This window comes from Methanosphaera sp. A6 (assembly GCF_001729395.1).
GTDB classification, from domain to species: domain Archaea; phylum Methanobacteriota; class Methanobacteria; order Methanobacteriales; family Methanobacteriaceae; genus Methanosphaera; species Methanosphaera stadtmanae.
Window position 1 is genome coordinate 1 of the sequence record NZ_MAIF01000036.1, and the last position, 20,067, is coordinate 20,067.

At 30.2% G+C, this 20,067-nt stretch carries 16 protein-coding genes; 9 read left to right on the forward strand and 7 right to left on the reverse strand.

Annotation, left to right across the window (positions count from 1 at the left end; all coding sequences use genetic code 11):
* Positions 1 to 56: 56 nt before the first annotated feature.
* The 6 genes from A9758_RS01060 to A9758_RS01085 are packed head-to-tail and all read left to right on the forward strand — an operon-like array spanning position 57 to position 4,899.
* Complete coding sequence (locus A9758_RS01060) at positions 57 to 290, forward strand: ferredoxin family protein (RefSeq protein ID WP_011405856.1); 234 nt, start codon at positions 57 to 59, stop codon at positions 288 to 290.
* A 3-nt stretch (positions 291 to 293) separates the two neighbouring features.
* On the forward strand, positions 294 to 746 hold the full coding sequence (locus A9758_RS01065) for a molybdopterin dinucleotide binding domain-containing protein (protein WP_011405857.1): 453 nt from the start codon (positions 294 to 296) through the stop codon (positions 744 to 746).
* A gap of 14 nt (positions 747 to 760) precedes the next feature.
* On the forward strand, positions 761 to 2,095 hold the full coding sequence (locus A9758_RS01070; RefSeq protein ID WP_232048229.1) for a formylmethanofuran dehydrogenase subunit B: 1,335 nt from the start codon (positions 761 to 763) through the stop codon (positions 2,093 to 2,095).
* 1 nt (position 2,096) lies between these two features.
* Complete coding sequence (locus A9758_RS01075; protein ID WP_011405859.1) at positions 2,097 to 3,818, forward strand: formylmethanofuran dehydrogenase subunit A; 1,722 nt, start codon at positions 2,097 to 2,099, stop codon at positions 3,816 to 3,818.
* Between the two features lie 2 nt (positions 3,819 to 3,820).
* On the forward strand, positions 3,821 to 4,612 hold the full coding sequence (locus A9758_RS01080) for a formylmethanofuran dehydrogenase subunit C (RefSeq protein WP_011405860.1): 792 nt from the start codon (positions 3,821 to 3,823) through the stop codon (positions 4,610 to 4,612).
* An 8-nt stretch (positions 4,613 to 4,620) separates the two neighbouring features.
* Positions 4,621 to 4,899, forward strand: coding sequence for a DUF2097 domain-containing protein (locus tag A9758_RS01085; protein WP_011405861.1), 279 nt, complete (start codon positions 4,621 to 4,623; stop codon positions 4,897 to 4,899).
* A gap of 48 nt (positions 4,900 to 4,947) precedes the next feature.
* Here the strand turns inward: A9758_RS01085 and hxlB are convergent, their stop codons facing one another.
* Complete coding sequence (gene hxlB / locus A9758_RS01090) at positions 4,948 to 5,532, reverse strand: 6-phospho-3-hexuloisomerase (protein ID WP_011405862.1); 585 nt, start codon at positions 5,530 to 5,532, stop codon at positions 4,948 to 4,950.
* Between the two features lie 170 nt (positions 5,533 to 5,702).
* On the opposite strand from hxlB, the gene A9758_RS01095 reads away from it, so the two are divergent.
* Positions 5,703 to 6,581: a LysR family transcriptional regulator gene (locus tag A9758_RS01095; protein WP_011405863.1), complete on the forward strand. Its 879-nt coding sequence runs from the start codon at positions 5,703 to 5,705 to the stop codon at positions 6,579 to 6,581.
* Between the two features lie 114 nt (positions 6,582 to 6,695).
* Here A9758_RS01095 and lysS read toward each other — a convergent pair whose 3' ends face one another.
* Positions 6,696 to 8,285 carry a lysine--tRNA ligase gene (lysS, locus tag A9758_RS01100; RefSeq protein ID WP_011405864.1) on the reverse strand — a complete coding sequence of 530 codons (1,590 nt, stop codon included), beginning with the start codon at positions 8,283 to 8,285 and terminating at the stop codon, positions 6,696 to 6,698.
* A 387-nt stretch (positions 8,286 to 8,672) separates the two neighbouring features.
* Between lysS and A9758_RS01105 the strand changes: the two genes are divergently transcribed.
* Positions 8,673 to 9,326 carry a TrkA family potassium uptake protein gene (locus A9758_RS01105; RefSeq protein ID WP_011405865.1) on the forward strand — a complete coding sequence of 218 codons (654 nt, stop codon included), beginning with the start codon at positions 8,673 to 8,675 and terminating at the stop codon, positions 9,324 to 9,326.
* Positions 9,327 to 9,484: 158 nt separating this feature from the next.
* Here the strand turns inward: A9758_RS01105 and thiC are convergent, their stop codons facing one another.
* Positions 9,485 to 10,789 (reverse strand): phosphomethylpyrimidine synthase, encoded by a 1,305-nt coding sequence (gene thiC, locus A9758_RS01110; RefSeq protein WP_011405866.1) that lies wholly within the window; start codon positions 10,787 to 10,789, stop codon positions 9,485 to 9,487.
* A gap of 394 nt (positions 10,790 to 11,183) precedes the next feature.
* Entirely contained in the window at positions 11,184 to 12,110 is a 927-nt protein-coding gene (locus tag A9758_RS01115) for a carbohydrate kinase family protein (RefSeq protein WP_011405867.1), read from the reverse strand.
* Positions 12,111 to 12,305: 195 nt separating this feature from the next.
* Between A9758_RS01115 and A9758_RS01120 the strand changes: the two genes are divergently transcribed.
* Positions 12,306 to 13,127, forward strand: coding sequence for a heavy metal-binding domain-containing protein (locus A9758_RS01120; RefSeq protein ID WP_011405868.1), 822 nt, complete (start codon positions 12,306 to 12,308; stop codon positions 13,125 to 13,127).
* 14 nt (positions 13,128 to 13,141) lie between these two features.
* Here A9758_RS01120 and nrdD read toward each other — a convergent pair whose 3' ends face one another.
* From nrdD to A9758_RS01135, 3 genes are all read right to left on the reverse strand, one after another.
* The gene (nrdD, locus tag A9758_RS01125) at positions 13,142 to 15,454 is read right to left on the reverse strand and encodes an anaerobic ribonucleoside-triphosphate reductase (protein WP_048059807.1); all 2,313 of its coding nucleotides are present in this window, start codon (positions 15,452 to 15,454) and stop codon (positions 13,142 to 13,144) included.
* Positions 15,455 to 15,596: 142 nt separating this feature from the next.
* The gene (gene polC / locus A9758_RS01130; protein ID WP_011405871.1) at positions 15,597 to 18,950 is read right to left on the reverse strand and encodes a DNA polymerase II large subunit; all 3,354 of its coding nucleotides are present in this window, start codon (positions 18,948 to 18,950) and stop codon (positions 15,597 to 15,599) included.
* A 605-nt stretch (positions 18,951 to 19,555) separates the two neighbouring features.
* On the reverse strand, positions 19,556 to 19,879 hold the full coding sequence (locus A9758_RS01135) for a hypothetical protein (RefSeq protein ID WP_011405872.1): 324 nt from the start codon (positions 19,877 to 19,879) through the stop codon (positions 19,556 to 19,558).
* Between the last annotated feature and the right edge of the window lie 188 nt (positions 19,880 to 20,067).

The window sequence follows — 20,067 nt, forward strand, 5'->3', positions numbered from 1 at the left end:
TGCTATGAAAACAGGCCTTAAAAAATTAACTAATAATAAAAAGGAGTATTAAATTAATGTTATGTGTTAATCAAGATCATTGTTTAGGGTGTGGAGCATGTGTTATAGTATGTCCTGTTAATCAAGAAATCTATCCAGAGGTTATTGGAGGTAATGGGCCAGATACAACAGATGTGGTAATGTTAGTTGAAAATGGAGTAATAAAACTATTCCATCCAGAAAAATGTGTAACATGTATGAAATGTAATGATACATGTCCAACAAAGGCAATATATCATAAGGGAGACTAAAATATGGATGAAATGGATATTATCATAAATACAGGTACGAGTATTATCCAAGCATTTTATGAAAAGAAAGGTTCTACATTAAAGGATGAATACAGACAATCTACAGCTGTAGCTTTTATGGATCCAAGGGATATGAAAAAATTATCTCTAAAACCACGTGATAAAATAAATGTAACATCTAAATGGGGAAGTGTAACAATATATGCAGATAAATCCCATGATGCACCACATGAAGGTATGATATTCATACCAAGGGGACCATGGGCCAATATAGTAATAAGTCCAGAAACATATTGCTGTAATATTCCAACATATAAGGGAGTAAAAGCAGTAATTAAAAAAACAGACGATGAAGTATTACTCGTAGCAAATCTAATGCATAAAACATACAATAAATATAAATATAACACAAAAACTCTTGGACAAAAGCCAGTATATAAAAAAATAGGGGAGTAAATAATTTGACGCAAATGCCAATTACTGATTATGATAGACAAGTAAAAAATTGTTCCTGTTCATACTGTGGAAATAATTGTGATGATATTACATACCTACTAAAGGATGATAAAATAGTGGGAGTAAGACATGCATGTAGACTAGGTGCTAGTAAAATAATAAATGATGAAGATCAAAGATTACTAAATCCTATGATTAGAAACAAAGAAGGAATACTTAAGGAAACAACATGGGAAAATGCACTAGATAAAATAGCACAACTTCTAACAAACAGTGTACGTCCAGTACTATATGGTTGGGGAGAAACATCTGTTGAAGCAATAAAAGAGGGAATAAAAATAGCACAAATAACAGGAAGTGTAATAGATAATCAGTCAACAATATGTCATGGTGCAACAATCCAAGCATTTCAAAATGTGGGACATCCTGTTATGACACTTGGAGCTGTAAAAAACAGGGCAGATGTAATAATATATGTTGGAACAAATCCAATGGATGATCATCCAAGACATCTTTCACGTTACACAACCTTTCCAGAAGGATTTTTCAGACCAAATGGTCGGGAGGATAGAACAATAATAACAATAGATCCAAAATATACAAACACGGCTAAAGTATCAGATAAATGGATTAGCTATGATATAGGGGAAGACTATGCCTTTTTTAATACTCTACGTATGATACTTGCAGGACATGAAATAACTGATGAAGAAATTGCAGGAGTTAATATAGAAATATTGTATGAACTTGTAGAAATAATGAAAAATGCAGAATATGGTGCATTGTTCTTTGGATTAGGTCTTACACAAAGTACTACAAAACAGGGAAATGTTGATGTTCTAATACAACTAATAGAAGATCTAAATAAATACTCAAAATGGTCCATGTTACCTATGAGGGGATTTTTCAATGTTAATGGATTTAATATGGCATTAACAACAGAAACAGGATATCCATATGGTGTGGATTATTCAAGAGGATATCCAAGATACATGGTTGGAGAAACAACAACAATAGATCTTTTAAATCGTAGAGAACCTGATTTTTTCATGGCAGTAGCAGCAGATCCTGGAGTTCAATTTCCAGGTTACACAATCAAACACTTAGTTGACATACCAGTTGTACAAGTAGATACTCATTGGGGCCCATACACTGAACTTGCAGACATAGTACTTCCAAGTACAAGAGTAGGTGTGGAAACAAAAGGGACAGCTTATAGGATGGATTCAATACCATTATATATGAAAAAAGTTATTGAAAAACCTGAAAACTGTCATTCAGATCAATGGATACTCTCCCAGATATACAATAGAATAGAAAAACTAAAACAAGAAAATGGAGATAACTAACATGGAATATATTTTAAAAAATGGTATTGTATTTGATCCAGCAAATAATATTGATGGAGAAAAAAAGGACATACTAATAAAAGATGGATACATAGTTAGTGAAGTATCAAAGGATGCAAAGATTATAGATGTTACAAATAAATTAGTAATGCCTGGAGGAGTAGATTTACACTCACACATAGCAGGACCAAAACTATCAGTGGGAAGATTATATCGTCCAGAAGATACAAGACGTGGAATAAAACCTGCACCATGTGGTGCTATTGAGGGATTTGAAGCAGGATTTTCCATACCAACATGTCCAACAACTGGGTACAGGTATACTCGTATGGGATATACAACAGTAACAGAAGCAGCAGTACCACCCTTAGAGGCAAAACATGCACATGAAGAAATAAACAGTATTCCAAACCTTGATATACCAACATTAACACTCTTTGGTAATAACTGGTTCATGCTTAAATATGTTAAGGAAAATAACTTAGAAAAACTAGCTTTATTCATATCAAAATGGTTGAAACTAGCAAAGGGTTATGGAATTAAAATAGTAAATCCATGTGGAAGTGAAGCATGGGGTTGGGGAAAAAATGTAGATGGACTTGATGATCCAGAACCACACTGGGGTGTAACAGGACGTCAAGTAATACAGGCTCTAACTAAAGTAAATGAAAAATTAGGTTTACCCCATTCTGTGCATGTTCATACAAATGACCTTGGACATCCTGGAAACTATGAAACAACACTTGAAACATTTGATTGTGTAAAGGATATTAAGAAAAATAAGAATGTAACAAGAGATCAAGTGTTACATGCAACACACGTACAGTTCCATGCATATAAGGGAACATCATGGAGGGATGTTACATCAGGTGCACCAGAATTGATTGATTATATAAATAAGTCAAAACATATGACTTGTGATATTGGACAGATAACCTTCGATGAAACAACAACAATGACTGCAGATGCACCAATGGAGTATGATTTATACAGACTAACAGGACTTAAATGGGCAAATAAGGATATAGAGGTTGAAACTTCATCTGGACTTATTCCATCAATATATTCTAAACGAGCACCAGTAAGTGTACTTCAATGGGCTATTGGGCTTGAATTCTTCCTTGGAATAAAAGATCCATGGAAATTGGCATTAACAACTGATTCACCAAATGGTGGTCCATTTATCAGATATCCACGTGTAATTTCATGGATAATGAGTAATGAAAAACTAAATGATATGCTTGATAATCAAGTACATAGTTGGGCAACAAGAAGAACATCACTTGGAAGTTATGATAGGGAATATTCCTGGAATGAAATAGCAACAATTACAAGGGCAAGTCCAGCAAAAATACTTGGATTAACAGATAGAGGACATCTTGGTGTAGGTGCAAAGGCTGATGTTTCAGTATATGATATAGATGTCTATGACTTTGATACAACACTTCTTAAAAATTCACAAACACTTGAAAACAAGTTATTAAACAGTTTATACACTATAAAAGATGGTATGATCATGGTTGATCATGGAAAAATTGTTAAATTAGTAGATAGTAAACATATATGGACTAATGTTTGTGGCTTAGAAAAAGAAGAGGCTAATCTTGTAGATGAAATAACACCAGAATTTAATAAGTATTATACTATAAAATATGAAAATTATGGTGTTCCAGATCATTATATAAAACCTGATACTTGTGTAGATATAGAATATGAGGATTAGATATGAGAACTATTAAATTATTTATGAAAAAATTCAGTAAAATACCACTTGAATTTGATAATATACTTCCAGAAAAATTATATGATAAAACACAAAAACAAGTAGAAGAAACCATCATATACAGGGGAAATAGAAAAGAACCATTAAATAAGTACTTCAAGGTAACAATAGATGGAACAACTACAAATCCAGATGAATGTACTATTATAATGGATGGTAACATGGAACGTGTTAAATACATTGGAAATTTAATGTCCTGTGGTAGTATTATTGTAAATAGTAATGTGGATTTACATGTAGGAGCACAGATGTCTGGAGGATATATAAGAGTAAATGGTAATACAGAAAGTTATGCTGGACGTGAAATGACTGGAGGATTACTTGAAATAAAGGGTAATACAAAGGAATTTCTAGGTTCATCATATGCAGGTGAATGGAGGGGAATGTCTGGTGGATGTATAATAGTAGAAGGAAGTGCTGGTAGATATGCAGGAGACTGTATGTTAAATGGTCAGATAATAATTAAGAAAAACTGTGATATACTAGTTGGAAATCATATGAGTGGTGGATACATAGAGGTTGATGGTAACATAACACGTTGGCCTGGAGGTAGTATGAAAAAAGGTGTTATTGTAGTTGGTGGATGTGTAGATGAAGTACTTCAAGGATTTAAAAAACAAGAAAAGATTCATAATCCCCTAATTAATAACAAGTATCATATTGGAACATACACTCTTTATACTGGAGATAATACAACACGTGGAAAGGGTCAACTTTGGATAAAAAATAAGTAGGATATTATATGAATAGACAAATTATTGATTTAAGTCAAAATGAACTTCTTAATTATATTGTTGATAACTTCAAAGAGGATGCTCTACTTGAAATATCATATAATAGGGTTTTTATTCCAGGAAAAATATTATACATAGATAAAAGTAGTGATGTTATAATAACACTTCAATTAATGGGACAGTTATTACATCAAAGAGTGGATATTAATATAAATGAAATCATAGATGAAATAGTTGAACTAAGATATACCTATCATGAGATGGAAGTTATTATAAGATTATCATAAAAAGGTGTGATATATAGAAGTATCTATAAATCATCCAACACTTTTTTTTTATTCAAGTACAGTGTGTCTTGCTTTAAGATCTTTTTCTGTCTGTTCTAAATCTTGCATCATTTGTGCAATTATTGAATCTAGGAATATAAGAGCACTTATTTCAAAAATTGTTCCCATTGGAGATAATGATTGGTGAAGTCCACTTATTTGACGACGTGCATAATTTGGTTCAGAATCAATTTTTGTTCTTCCTTGTAATTGAAGAACTAAATCTGATCTTTGTGCAAGTGTACTGTCAGGATATGATGTTATTGCAATTATTTTAGAACCAATATTTTTAGCAATTCCTGTTGTACTTATAATGTAACTTGTTTCTCCAGAACCAGAAATAGCTATTAAACAATCCTTATCTGTAATAGCCGGTGTTGTTGTTTCCCCAACTACATATACATTTAAACCTAAGTGCATTAGACGCATAGCAAATGCTTTTGCAACTAATCCTGAACGTCCTAATCCCATTATGAAAATACTTTCTACTTCTTCAATTATCTTTGTCATTTTAGAAACATTTTCATCTGTAATGGTTTCTGTTGTTTTCTTAACATTTTCTATTATATCATTTAATGCATCATTATAAATCATGTTTTTCCCCTAAAAAAAATTTAAAATATATTCTACTATAAAAAAAATTGATAATTATTATATTATATTTATAAATAGTTTATTATTTATTATATTAAAATTTATATTTACAATTTACTAAATTATTTTTATATAGTTGTAAAATATTTTTGTATGTAAGGTGTTGTATTATGGACTTTAATAAAAAATTAAATTTTGAAATCAAGGGGCATGTATTTGATTATAAGTTATTTGAAACTCTTAATTCTATTAAAAATAATAAATCTCAAAGACGTGCTGCATCAAGTCTTGGAATATCCCACACAGTTTTAAATAGACGAATATTGTCTGCTGAAGAAATACTTTCAAAGAAACTTGTCACAGTATCAAATAAGGGATCTGTACTAACAGATTATGCTCTGGATATACTTGATGAATATGAAACTTATGAAAATCGTTTATTGGATGATGAAGAGGAGATTACAGTTGCAGGAGGAGCAGTTTCATGTGAATTTATAAGGCAATTGGCTAGAATTTATCAACTTGAAAATATTAAGTTTCTTGAAACTGATAATAAAACTGCATTGAAATTGGCAGATATGGGTTTGGTGGACATAGTTTCATTTGATGATCCTGTACAAGCATATATATATGATTTAGAACCAATACCACTTGCAAGAGATTATCTTCTTTTATTATCACATAAACCTCAAGAATTTAATAGTATACATGATTTAAATGGCCTTAATTTTGTTGAAGTGGAAAATTCTGCACAAAGACTTGCATGGACAACACTAGCAAATTATGATTTAGATTTTGATATAGTGGATGTTGTATCATCATTTTGTGAGGCAATGCATATTGTTGAAAATCATGAAAACATCTATACATTTATAAATAACAGTATGTCATATACATCACAATATACAAGTAACATATTATCTAATGAGACACATCATATAATAAGTGCATTGAATGTTAAAAATAATAGTTTAATAGATAATTTCCTAAATTTTGCAACACATCATGCAAGAAACTTAAGATTCAATTCTAATTTTGAATTTCTATAAATATTTTTTTTTATTTAAAACAGGCATATTCAAAGTTAAAAAAAAGTAAAAAAAGTAAGTATTTAATAATTAAATACTTCTTATTTTGGATTTTAAAGTTATTTTTTAATAAAGTTATTCTTCTAATCTGAATCTTTTTATAACGAAGTCTTTATCAAGTGATAATACAAAGGATGCTGCACGTGGACCTTGTTTTTTACCAATAATTGTTTTATAAATTGCTTGGAAAGCTTTTTGTGGTTTCATTCCAAGTGATTCAAGTACTTCATACATTCTATCATGGAATTGAACATCATTTTCAAATGTTTCACTTTCAAGTATATTAGCAATTTGTTTGAGGAACTCTTTTTGTTCATCTGTTATTTCAATACGTGGCATTTTATTCATAACTTGGAATTTTACAAATTTAGGACCATATGTCTCAAGCCAGTTGTGAACATATTCAATTCTTTGGAGGAATGTATCCCTATCAAATTCACTTAAATCTTCAAATGTAACATTTTCAAGTCTCTCTGGTAGTTGGTTGTTGTTTTTAAGTATTGTGTATATTTTATTAGCATTACCATTTGCTATTTGATATGCTACTGTAAGGAATCTGTATGATGGTTGGAATGGCATTTCATCAGGCATATCATTAATTTGGGATACTTCATATATTTTTGTAAGTTTTTCTTTTTCTTTTTCATTACTTGCTTCTTCTTGACCATATGCAATTCTTTCTACTCTATCATATTGGTCCATAAGATCAAGGAATCCCATTTTTGGTGTGAAATCTTTAGGTTTTAGAGGTTTGTTTCTGAAAATATAATAATTTAATGTTTCAGGTTTACCTATTTTAAGCCAAGCTTCTGGTGAGAAAAATACTCCTTTAGATTTACTCATTGCATCTCCATCAAGTGTAATCCATTCATATGGTACTGGGTATGGTGCAGGATAATTGAATATTTCATCTGATATAATTTTACTAACATCATATGATCCACCACTTGCAGCATGGTCTTTTCCAAATGGTTCACATGTAATATTAAGGATTTTCCATCTTGCAGCCCATTCTACTCTCCATGTTAATTTACCCATTCCTGTTGTGTAGTCAACTTCACCTTCATGTCCACAGTCACATTTATATTTAATATTTGTACCTTCAAAGTCATATGCATGGGTTGTATTTACTCTTCCACATTCAGAACATATTGCATTGTATGGTAGCCAATCTTCACTTAATGGATGTTCTCTGTATTCATTAAATATTTCTCTTATTCTTTCAGTATTTTCTAGTGCAACTTTTGTAGCTTCAGTATATACACCATTTTTATACATTTGTGCTCCACTTTTTATTTCAAGATTTTCAATATCAAATGGTTTAAGAGAATTTACAAATGGTTTTTGGAAGTGTTCTACAAAGTTTTCACAACATCCTTCAGGACATGGGATTTCATAGTATGGTTGTCCAAGATATTTACTGTAATTTTCTGGTAATGGATATGGTACTTTTCTTAATGGATCATAGTCATCTGCAATCCATACAGTTTTTGCATTTTCACCTATTTTTCTTAATTCTTTACTTACTGCATTTGCAATGAATATGTCACAGCTATTTCCAATATGTACTGATCCTGAAATGGATGTTCCACTACCTATAATATATTCATCTTTTTTTTGTTGACTTAATTCTTCAGCTATTCTTTCAGTCCAATGTTTACTCATATATAATCACGAATAATCTTTTTTATTATAATTAGAAATATCTATAGCCTTCCACTTAGTAATCTTTGAATTATCTAAATTGGATATAATCTTTAGAATCTTTAATGAAATAGATTATTTATAACTAGTTTTAGTTTATAATAATAAGTTTTTTCTTATTAATAGGGTTATAGATTAATTATTATTCTAATTTCTTTTAATTATAAAATCATTAATATAATTATTATTTTAGTTTTTCATTGCTTATATTTTTTTAGTGAAAAATATATTAATTAATTATAGAATAATTATAATATATTATAAGATTATTTATTTTAGTCTATATCATTTGTTAGAGATATGATACAATAATTTAGATAGATAAAAATTTTATTTTTGGTGAAAAAGATGTATGTAATAATAGTTGGTGCTGGAAGAGTAGGATTAAATTTGGCTCAATCTCTAATTAGAGAAGGATTAAACGTTACTATTATTGAAAATGATTCTACAATTTCAGAGGAAGTTGCAGAACAGATTAATGCAATGGTAATTCATGGTGATGCCACATCAGTTCAAGTATTAGAAGATGCTGATATTACTGATGCTGATGTTTTTGTAGCTGCAACAGGTCATGATACAGTAAATCTCTTAACATCAGTGTTAAGTCAAAATTATGATAATATAAAAAAGATCATTGCAAGAGTTAATGATCTTGATCATGTTAATGCATTTAAAAGAGTTGGAATTGACATAACAGTAAGTCCAGAATCAGCAGTAGCATCATACTTGGAACGTATAATAACAAGGCCAAAGGTTTCAGATTTAATAATTCTTGGTAGGGGTTCAACAGAATTATTAGATGTTAAATTAGAAAATAAGGATTTATATGGTAAAAGAGTTTTAGATTATAGTCCAACAGAAAATTATATTATATGTGCAGTATATGAAGATAATGAATTAATAATTCCTCAAGAGGATACAGTATTTCATGAAAACCAGAAAATATCAGTTATAACAAAATCAGAATGTGTACAAGAAGTTACAAAATTATTTGCACCATAAACTCATCTTTACTATTTTTTCAGGGAATATTATTAAAATAAGTAGTTTTTTTAAAATAGTTTTAAAATAGGATAAATACCTATTTTAAAAATTATTGTAGATATTTAAAAAAAAATGAATGAATGGTAGTAGGATAATGTTTATCTATTACCTTGTATCTAGTTATCAAAAGCATCTTTATCTGCTTTGTCTAACCATTGATTTACTATTTTTATAGCACAGTAGTTACCACACATTGTACATGTGTCATCTGCTTCAGGTGGTCTTTTATCTCTGATTGCTTTTGCATCTGCTGGCCACATTGCGTGTTCATATTGTTCTGTCCAGTTTAAGCTTTTTCTTGCATGTGCCATTGCTATATCGTCTTCTCCGAATCTTTCAAGGTCTATTGCTAAATCTCCTGCGTGAGCTCCGATTCTTGTAGCAATTACTCCTTCTCTTACATCTTCTGGTCCTGGTAGAGCTAAGTGTTCTGCAGGTGTTACATAACATATGAAGTTTGCTCCATATCTTGCACATTGTGCTGCTCCTATAGCAGATACTATGTGGTCGTATGCTGGTGCAATATCTGTTACAATAGGTCCTAACATATAGAATGGTGCGTTTTTACACATTTTTTTCTGAATGTTGATGTTTGTTTCAATTTCATTGATTGGTATGTGTCCTGGTCCTTCTACAATAGTTTGTACTCCTCTTTCTCTTGCTCTGTCTACTAATTCACCTAATACAATTAGTTCTTGTATTTGAGCTCTGTCTGTAGAGTCTGTGAGTGCTCCTGCTCTCATTGCGTTAGCCATACTTAAACATACATCATATTCTTCTACAATATCAAGAACTTGATCGTAGTTTTCATATAATGGGTTTTCACAGTCGTTGTGTACCATCCATGAGGATATGAATGAACCTCCACGACTTACAAGTCCACCGTTTCTTCCTTGTCTTTTAAGTCTTTTTAAGGTTTCTCTGTTTACAGAACAGTGAATAGCCATAAAGTCTATCCCGTCTTTTGCTTGTTTTTCAATGTTTTTAAGCATGTCATCTGGGTCCATGTTAATTGCTGAACCATCTTTTTCTATTGCTTCTACAGCTGTTTGGTATATAGGTACGCTACCTACAGGTTTTTTAGTGTTTTTAAGTACAGTTCTTCTTATGTTGTCTAAGTCTCCACCTATACTTAGTTCCATAAGTGTGTCTGCTCCTGCTTCTTCAGCAATTTTTGCTTTTTCTAATTCCATGTCTAAATCATTAATATCGGTGGATGTACCTATTGTTGCATTTACTTTTGTTCTTAAGTTTTCACCTATACCCACTGCTACTGTTTCTCTTTGGTTGTTATCTGGAATTGCAATGTATCCTTTTGCAACCATTTTTCTTATATATTCAGGATCTAATTTTTCATCAGCAGCCACGGTTTTCATAGCTTCAGTAATGTTTCCTCTCATTGCTTCTAGCATTTGTGTCATATTATTTAACTCCATATTTGTTATGTTCTAATGGGATAATTCTTGTTAGAAATTATTTTTTTTTAATATTGTTTTTCTAATATTTTTTTTATCCCTTTGTTTTAGACTAATTACTACTAAGATTTATTGAGTATATAAAGGTTTAGAAAAATCATTAAAAAACACCATTATTTTTTTGTCTTTTTGGGACTTTTTCTTATGGAACTTTATTTTTTTACAAAAAATATGAAGCTTTTTAGACTTTTTTCAAGTAAATTGTAATCTAATTATTACAAATTAATAAAATAGTATTATAACATACTGTAAAATAAGTATTTTTCATGAAAAATATTACATAAAATTAAAAAAATAGGAAAAAATGAAAAATAAAATCAAGTATTTTTTATAGTATATTTTATTCCTCATTGGGCCATGTGTCATTCATCTTAATAAGTGCTTGTTCTCTAGTTGGAATATTTGTCTGTGTACCCTGGGTTTCTACAATATATGATGATACAGTACTTGCAAATCTACCACATGTTTTAAGGTTATTGTCTCTTAAATATAAACTTAAAAATGCTGCCTTGTATGAATCACCAGCACCAGTAGGGTCGAATGATTTGGTAGGTACGGCTTCTATTTTTAATGGATCTTCTCCTTTAACATAGATTAAACTTCCTTTTTCACCAAGTGTTTGAATAATCATATTTGGTCCATTTTTCATTAATTCATCAATATTTTTCTCTAGTAAATCACAGATATGTTCAATTTCATGTTCATTACCAAATAATATATTACAATTAGCAACTACTTCTTTTAAATCATTAGTACTATAGAGATGTAAATCCTGTCCTGGATCGAATGATACTAATTTATTTTGTGAATAAGCATATTTTCCTGCTTTTATATTATATTCAGGGTCTCCTGTTGCAAGATGCACAGCTTTAGCTTTATCAATAGCTTCTTTAGGTACTGGACTTTCATGATATTTTTTAGCAGCTCCCCAATAGAAATAAAACATTTGTTCATCATCAGGATTTGTTAAACAAAATGCTGTAGGTGTTTTATGTTCTTGGGATAGTATCATATCAGATATGTCAATATTTTCATTAAGTAATTCTTTTTTATAATCACTATCTTCAAAGTCATTACCAACACAGGATATAAGACCAACATCTAATCCCATTTTACTTGCAACAACAGCAACATTACCAGCAGCTCCACCATGTAATGTTTCCATATTATCTATTATAGCTGAGGTATTAATTTTTGAAAATTCTCTTACTTGCATAATATAATCAAAAGCAGTATGTCCTAATACTAGTAAATCTACGTTTTTCATTGTTATCCTCCATATTTAAGTTGGATTGTTAAATCTATGATTTTTTTTTCATAATGTATATTGAAGTTTTTCAATATGCCTATTATAATCATATGTCTAAATAAGATTATACAATTTTTTATTATATTGTAGTAATTTATAATTATAATCTTGAATAAAAAAAATAGTATAGTTAATATAAAGGAAAAATATTCGATGTTTAGAGAGAAATTATCTGATTATTATGATAGAGATGTTATCTTTTCTATTATAATGGGAATAATAGTAGGATTACTTGTTGTATATATCTGTATTATATTTAATCTAGCAATATGGGGATTTAATATATATCTTATATTTGCACCATTAATTGCAGGTTTTGTAGAAACATATCTTTCTCAAAAATTAACAAATACAACATCTGGAGCTATTAGTTCAATAGTATTATTTATAGTAACAAATCTTATTGGCTGGCTATTTCCAGCACAGGCAATTACATGGAATGTATTTACTATTGGTGGAATAGCAATAATGTTACAAGCAGCATTTCCATTAACAGTAAACTACATTCTAATATTTTTATTACTGTTGTTTGTCTATATCTTTGGTAGAATTGGTGGTTTTATAGGGTTGTTATTTGATAAAAATCTATTTGATGCTCCAAAGAAGATAAGTGATATAGGTGATATGGATGAATTAAATATTTTAATTTTAAATAATCAGCCAAAGATACCAATAAAAGAATATCATGGACTTGTATTTGCAGAGGAAATATTTGAATTTGAAGAAAAAACCCATAATGAAAGATTAGAATATTTAGGTTCTAATTTAAGTAAAAAAAAGTCTATACAACATAGAGACTATCTTATTGCAAGGGATTATATTCTATTAATACTTGAAAAAGAGGCAGTTAAACTTAATGCTAATGCTATTATTGATATTGAAATAGAATATACAAATTATAATCAACAGTTACCTCCAGATATGTTAATGGCAGCATATGGTACTGCAGTAACTATTGATGAAAAATATTTATAAAAAAAGAAGATGGATTATTGTTCCCATCTTTTTCTATCTAATAATTCTTGTTTTTTACCTGCATTCCATCCACCAGAAGCAGTTTCTGCATGACCTACTTGTTGAACATATCCTGTAATTCTATCATACCATTCAACATTTCTAGTTTCTCCACAATGTGTACATTTAGTTTGTAATCCTTTCATCAATGTTTTACAATTTATACAGAAACTTAAAGCACTACTGTATGCCCAGAATCCAATATCTGTTTTATGTGTAATTTTATTAGTTAAACTCATTAAACTATCAGGGTCACTGTATGATTCTCCCATAAATGCATGGAATATGTGTCCACCTTGTGTTAGAGGATGATAGTCTGATTCAATTCTTATTTTTTCTGGTAAACTTAGTGAGGTATCTACAGGTACGTGGCTACTGTTTGTATAGTAGGAAGCATTACTATCTCCATTACATATTACTTGGTCAGGATATTTTTCTCTGTCCATGGTTGCAAATCTATATGCAGTACTTTCTGCTGGTGTTTGTATAACTCCCCATCTTAGTCCTGTTTCTTTCTTAAGTTCATTTGCTCTGTCATTTATGTGTTGAATTACTTTTAATCCAAGATTATTTGAGTCTTTATCTTCAAGTCCAGCACCAGTTTGTGCAAGAAGCATTTCATTTAATCCTACAAATCCAAAGGATAATGTACTGTTATCAACCATGTAATATGGATCTTCACCCATTTTTTGTGTTAAAAATGGTAGTATGTTGTAATCATTTAAACATTTTAGGGCTCTTTCACGTCTAAGTAGTAATACATCTTCTACTATTTTCATGTAGTCATCTAGGTAGTCGAAGATTTCTGTTTCATCACGTGCATTATATCCAATTCTTGGAAGGTTCATTGTAACATATGCAAGATTTCCTGTTCTTAAACAATCTTTTTCCCAGTCACCTGTCCAGTTATCTGATAATCTGGTACGACATCCCATGTAATTTGCCATGTTTCCCATGTATTTTGGTAACATATTTATGAAGTATGCTGTTCCAAATTTAGCAGATAAAAAGTGTACTCTTTCAATATCTTCGGTAAATTCTGGTGTTAAACATTCTTTTCTTAGGTAGTATATTGTATTTGGGAAAAGATGTGGTTTTCCCTCTGCATCTCCTTTAATTAATGCTTCAGTGAATGCTCTTTGGAGAAGTCTTACTTCTTTTTCATAATCTCCATATACTCCCATTACTTTTCCACCAGGTCCATATGCTGGTTCATTTTTAAGGAAGTCTGGTACAGTAAATTCGAGTCCTATACTTGTAAATGGTACTTGTCCTCCACGTGCGGCATATGCCATGTTTAGGTTGAATATTAACATTTCAACAGATTGTTTTATTTTTTCATATGGAAGTCCTGCTGCAAATGGTGCTACAAACACATTCCATAGACTCATTGCTTGTCCACCACTCATGTTTTGTTGTGCAGCTAACATTATTTCTCCTGAATGATTCATTAATGTTTCAATATGGTTTGGACATCCTGCTACACTAGTATGGTCTCCTGTTCCATCTACTTTTAATCCATATCGTATGAATTGTCTTAGGTCGTGTTGTAAACAGTTTATTGGTCTTCCTGCAAAGAATTCTAAATCATGTATATGTACTGTTCCATTCATATGTGCATCTGCCAAGTTATGTGGTAATATATTTAGTAGTGCATATTGTTTTAGAGATTCATCTGCAACATATTTATGTATTGTTTCAGGGTTATGCATCATATTTGCATTGTCTTTATTTCCTGATTCTATTAGATTTGTTATGTTGTATACTGGCATTCCTAGTCTTGTGTATTTTCTTCTTAATGATTCAAGACCATTTTCTGTTAGTTTGGTATTAACCATTTCTCTAATTATTGGTGCTGTTAGATAGTCAAGTTGTAGTTTTTTAAGTTCTTTATATACTTCTGTTGCTATTTTATCTGCTAGTTTTGGTGTTGTTTGTGTTTCTTGAATTAATGTATTTGCAATTTTTGATTTATCAAATGCTTCTATTGTATCTCTACCTGTTCTTACACGTAGTGTGTTGTTGTTGTAGTATTTGTCTGCTAGTTTAGTGTTTTCTTTTTGAAGTAGTTTGTATATTAGGTTTTTGATTTCTTTGGTTGTTATGTTATCATGTGCTTTTTTAGATACTTTGTATGCTATTTTTTCTGCTAAACCTAATGGGATATTAATCATAATACATGATTTTACGAGTTTTTCATAACTGAATTTTTCCTTTATTCCATCATTTTTTATTACATGAATTTCATTAAGGTTATATGTATCTTGAATTGTTTCAGGATCTTTCATCATAATTACAACTTCCATTTTTTTCTATAATTTATTCTTTGATGTAAGTAATATTTAAATTCTTACGAAAAGTAGTTCTAATCCATTGAAACTATACTTAATTTTTAAATAAAAAAATAGTTGGGGGTTAAACTAGTATTTTCTAGAAAAATGCATCTAATGAACTCTGTTTAGATTTGTCGCTTTCAAATAATGAGTTAATTCCTGTCTCTAATATTTCAATACGTTCTACAACATACGGATTTATTGGATATCTGTGTGATAAATCCTTAGATATGTCTAGATACTTAAGAACAGATCCTTTTGAAATACTTAAAATTAAGTTATTTCCACAAGTACATTCTCCTGATAGTGGAATACGTCTGTATTTAGCTCCACATTTAGTACACCTTACTTTCTGGCGTGAGAATGCTCTAATATTTCCTGCCATATCAGGTAGGAAGTGGGAGTTTAAAACACCCTCTACAACACCTTTTTGATCAACTGCTCTTAGTAGTTCGGCAAGTGCAATTTGACTTTCAACTTTGTCTGTCATAGTCTGTAGAGTCTTATACAAACAAATTTTTGGTCCGGCATGTATCGAACTAGTTGGATGGGAATACATAAGACCATGATACTGATTATCAGTACCTAATCTTGATTCCACATTATCAACTAAATCATTAACATCAGATGGTTTAACACCACCTTCTTCAGTTTTATGATAAATTTCTAAAGGAATTCTTTTCATACAATCAATATTATGTGATTCATCATCAATTTCCTCAGGATCAATTCTAATACTTAAAACTAAAGGAGCATCCATACTTCCACCACGAGTACTTGGAAGATATGTTTTACCAAAGTTTAACAATGCATCTAGAAGTAACATTACAGCATCTTCATCACTATCACAATTTCGTCTTTTTGCAGAATGGAAATAAGGATGTGCATAACAACAGGATGCCTTAGTAAATCCTACAATACGTCCTAAAACACCAGCAGATGTGTGTGGTGCAAGACCTGCAATTAAATGACCAACTAAATCAACCCTATTTTCAGCATTATAAAATGGTTCCATATGATAATAACGTATGAGTAAATCATCAATAAATTTAGAAACCTTTAGAAGATAATCACCACAACTTTCACTAACAACAATATCCTGAATCTTAATTTCAATAATTTGATTATCATTAGTTATAGGCTTGCCATATATATCTTCAGTATATCCCATTTCTAGAATTTTTTCATATGGAACTCCAACTTCCCTTGGAATAAAATGTGTTAAGGGCAAATCTGTAGAATCATGTCTGATAGTACCATCACGATATGTGAAAACATCATTACGAGCACGTAAAATACCTTTTTCTAATGGTTCAGGATATTTATCCTCAGAAATCAATCCTTTAACACCTTTTACCTCATCTAAACGTCTTACATTAACATTCTCAAATGCATCCATAAGTAACTTATCTAATTTAATATTCTTAGCAGCAGAACTTTCAAGCTCAGTTCTACTTCCACAAACAGGACACAAAGCCTTAAATGATGAAACTTTACAATCAGGATTAGTACATTTACACTTAGCAAGTGTTACCTTGATAGTACCTTTCTTTGCAGCCTCAACAATGTTACGAATATTACCAGCATAATTTCCAATAGGGAAAAGTGAATGAGGGGCAGGTTTCATAAGACGTTCCTTAGTTTTTTCAGGACGACCTACACGACCACCTATATAAGTTGGAGCCTTAGATTTAATAGAAACTGGACTAATCATATTAACAGCTTCAATAGTTTCCATATCTTCATCTGGAGATAATGATTTATTAAGAACACTCATCAAAGTATATAAATTATCATTAGACATAATTAATGATTTATTATTCACATGATGTGGAATTCCAAGAACTTCAATAATTCTTTTATGATAATCAATAGGTATACGATTCATATCAGATTTAAATACATCTTCTGGACTATCAATTAAACTATATAAATAATTGTGCAAGTCATTCAATTCCTCTTTTGTTACATCATTATAATAAAATGTAAACTTAGGATGAAGTGGTGTATTTGTTTTTTTAGCAATATCAAATGCTTTTTTAGCATCAATATCTAATTTAAGAAGGGCATTTAACTCCATATTCTCATTAAAATCAATTCCAAACGTATCATGAGTTTCTTTAAAGTATTCTGAAGCTTCAATTTCTTGAGCCCACCATTCCTCACACCAAGCTGAAACATCAAGTGGAATATTTCCACGAAGATATTCTCCAAATGCAACAAGCATATCACCAAGGAATATTATTTCATTAACATCTCTTCTAATACTAATTGCCTTGGACACATCATTTACCTGAATAACATCACCATTTTTTAACTTAACAATAGGTCCTTCAATAGAATCACAAGGTACAACACAATTACCTTTACCAGGTTTTTCAATTTTCATCTGTGTACCTATAGCTAGAAATTCAACAATTTCCATGGTAGCAGGATGTATAGCCATAGAAGCTAAACCACTATCACGTGTACGTCCATATCGTAGTCTAAAACCACCTTTTGCACCAGGATATGACATAACTGGTCTTCCACCAATGATATCTTCCATGTATTTAGCTTTCTTCTTAGGTTTATTCTCTGAAGATTCTTCTTTTTTCTTCTCTTCCTCTTTTGTAGATTTAGGAGCTGTAAAATATTCAAGCCAATCCCATCCATCAATTTTAAGAGTTTTAGCATATTTAACAATCTTTCTTGATTTTTGAATAACTCCTTCAGCAACAGCAAGAAGTGCTCCTCCACGAAGATTGTTAGTTTCTACACGTGGAAGATCTCTGTTTTGTACCTCAACAGGATCTGTTTGTTCACCAGTAACTTCTACAGGAATTCCTCTAATAGCTAATCTAACTTCATCAGGTGTAGGGGAATATTGAAGATTTGTTACTTCAGATTCATATAATTCAACTTCTTCAACATATCGCTCTATTTCATCATCAGTAGGTTTATATCTGTCAAGTCCTTGGGACATACGAATATAATCACCAAGAAGTACAGCTAGTGCAGCAGCAGTACCTCCAGCACTACGAATAGGTCCAGCAAAATACACACCAAAACATTTAGTTCCATCACTATTATCTTTAATTTTAACCTTAGCAATACCTTCTAGAGGAGCGGCTACTACTCCTTCTGTTAATATAGCAAGAGCAGTACGTATAGCACTATCTGCATTTGCTTCTTGAACTTCATAATCATTTGGTTGTCCTTCAACATCATCTTTAGTTGCAATTTCTTTAGCTATTTGGAATGCAACTTCTTCTCTTGACATACTTTTTTCTAATTCTTTTATTCTTTTTGCAACGCCTTCTGGACCAACAAGTCCCTCTACTCTTTCGGCCAAGTCCTTTGCAAGGGGTATTTCAGGTTCTAATTCTAAATCTTTTCCTTGTTTACGTGCTTCTCTGGCAATAGCATATAGTTCTTTAGTTTTTTCTTCAAGCATTCCAAAATAATCCATTAAATGTAGCCTCCATACTATGTATTTAATATTATTTAAAAAAATATTAGTATTATAATAATATATGTTATTTGTAATTTATAGAATTTTACTACTATTAGAATATGTAGTATAAAAAAAGTAAAGAAATAAAATTATTTTATTTTTATTTTATTTAAAAATAGGGAATATTTCTATTTTCATTTATTGCATCTGTACATGACATAGTATCATAGAGAACATATGCCCACCATACAAAACCTATTAAAAACATGATAAATAATCCATAAGGTAGAGTTTTTAATAAATCTGAGAATATGAATGCTAATGTTATTTCAATTCCAAATTCAACTATGCCTCTATAATATAGTCCATTATATATATTTCCAAGTCCACAGAAAACAAAAGATAATGCAGTTGCAATGAACTTATTTTTTCTAATATTGTTTGTTATGTGAAGGCCTCCTTTTATATATGATAATATATTATTAATATATTAAATATTATTTCTTTAATTAATTCAATACTTAATTTATCAAATTACCATATACATTACGGGAACTCTGGTTAAAATAAGTCTTTATAAAAAAAGATAAAAATAATTCAATGATTATAATCACTGAATTTTAAATTAGAGTTATAAATAATAGTATAATTACAATTAATATAATTATAATTAATAGAATAATGGAGTGATTAATACCTTCATTAGAATCTGGCGTATTATCCTCATTTACCATAACTTCTGTGTTTTTATCATCAGATGTATCTTTTTTATTGATAGTTTCATCCGTAGTTGACGTGTCTATTTTATCAATAATTTCATCAACAGAAGTATCTATTTTATCAACACTTTCTTCTATATCTACATCAGCATCTGCAGTACCTTTAATAAATTTTTCTTTTCTTAAAAATTCAGTAAAGGATAATTTATCATCTTCACTTGTCATAACAGGTAACCTCCCATATTAGAGAATTAATAATTAATATATGATTTATCATTATTTATTATTATGGTTTTTTTAAGGGTTTTTTTTTAATAAAACTTTTATTTCAATCTGATTTATTTTATAATTCTTAATAAAATTTTTTTAATATAAAAAATACAAATCATAATATACATAACTAAGAAGAAATT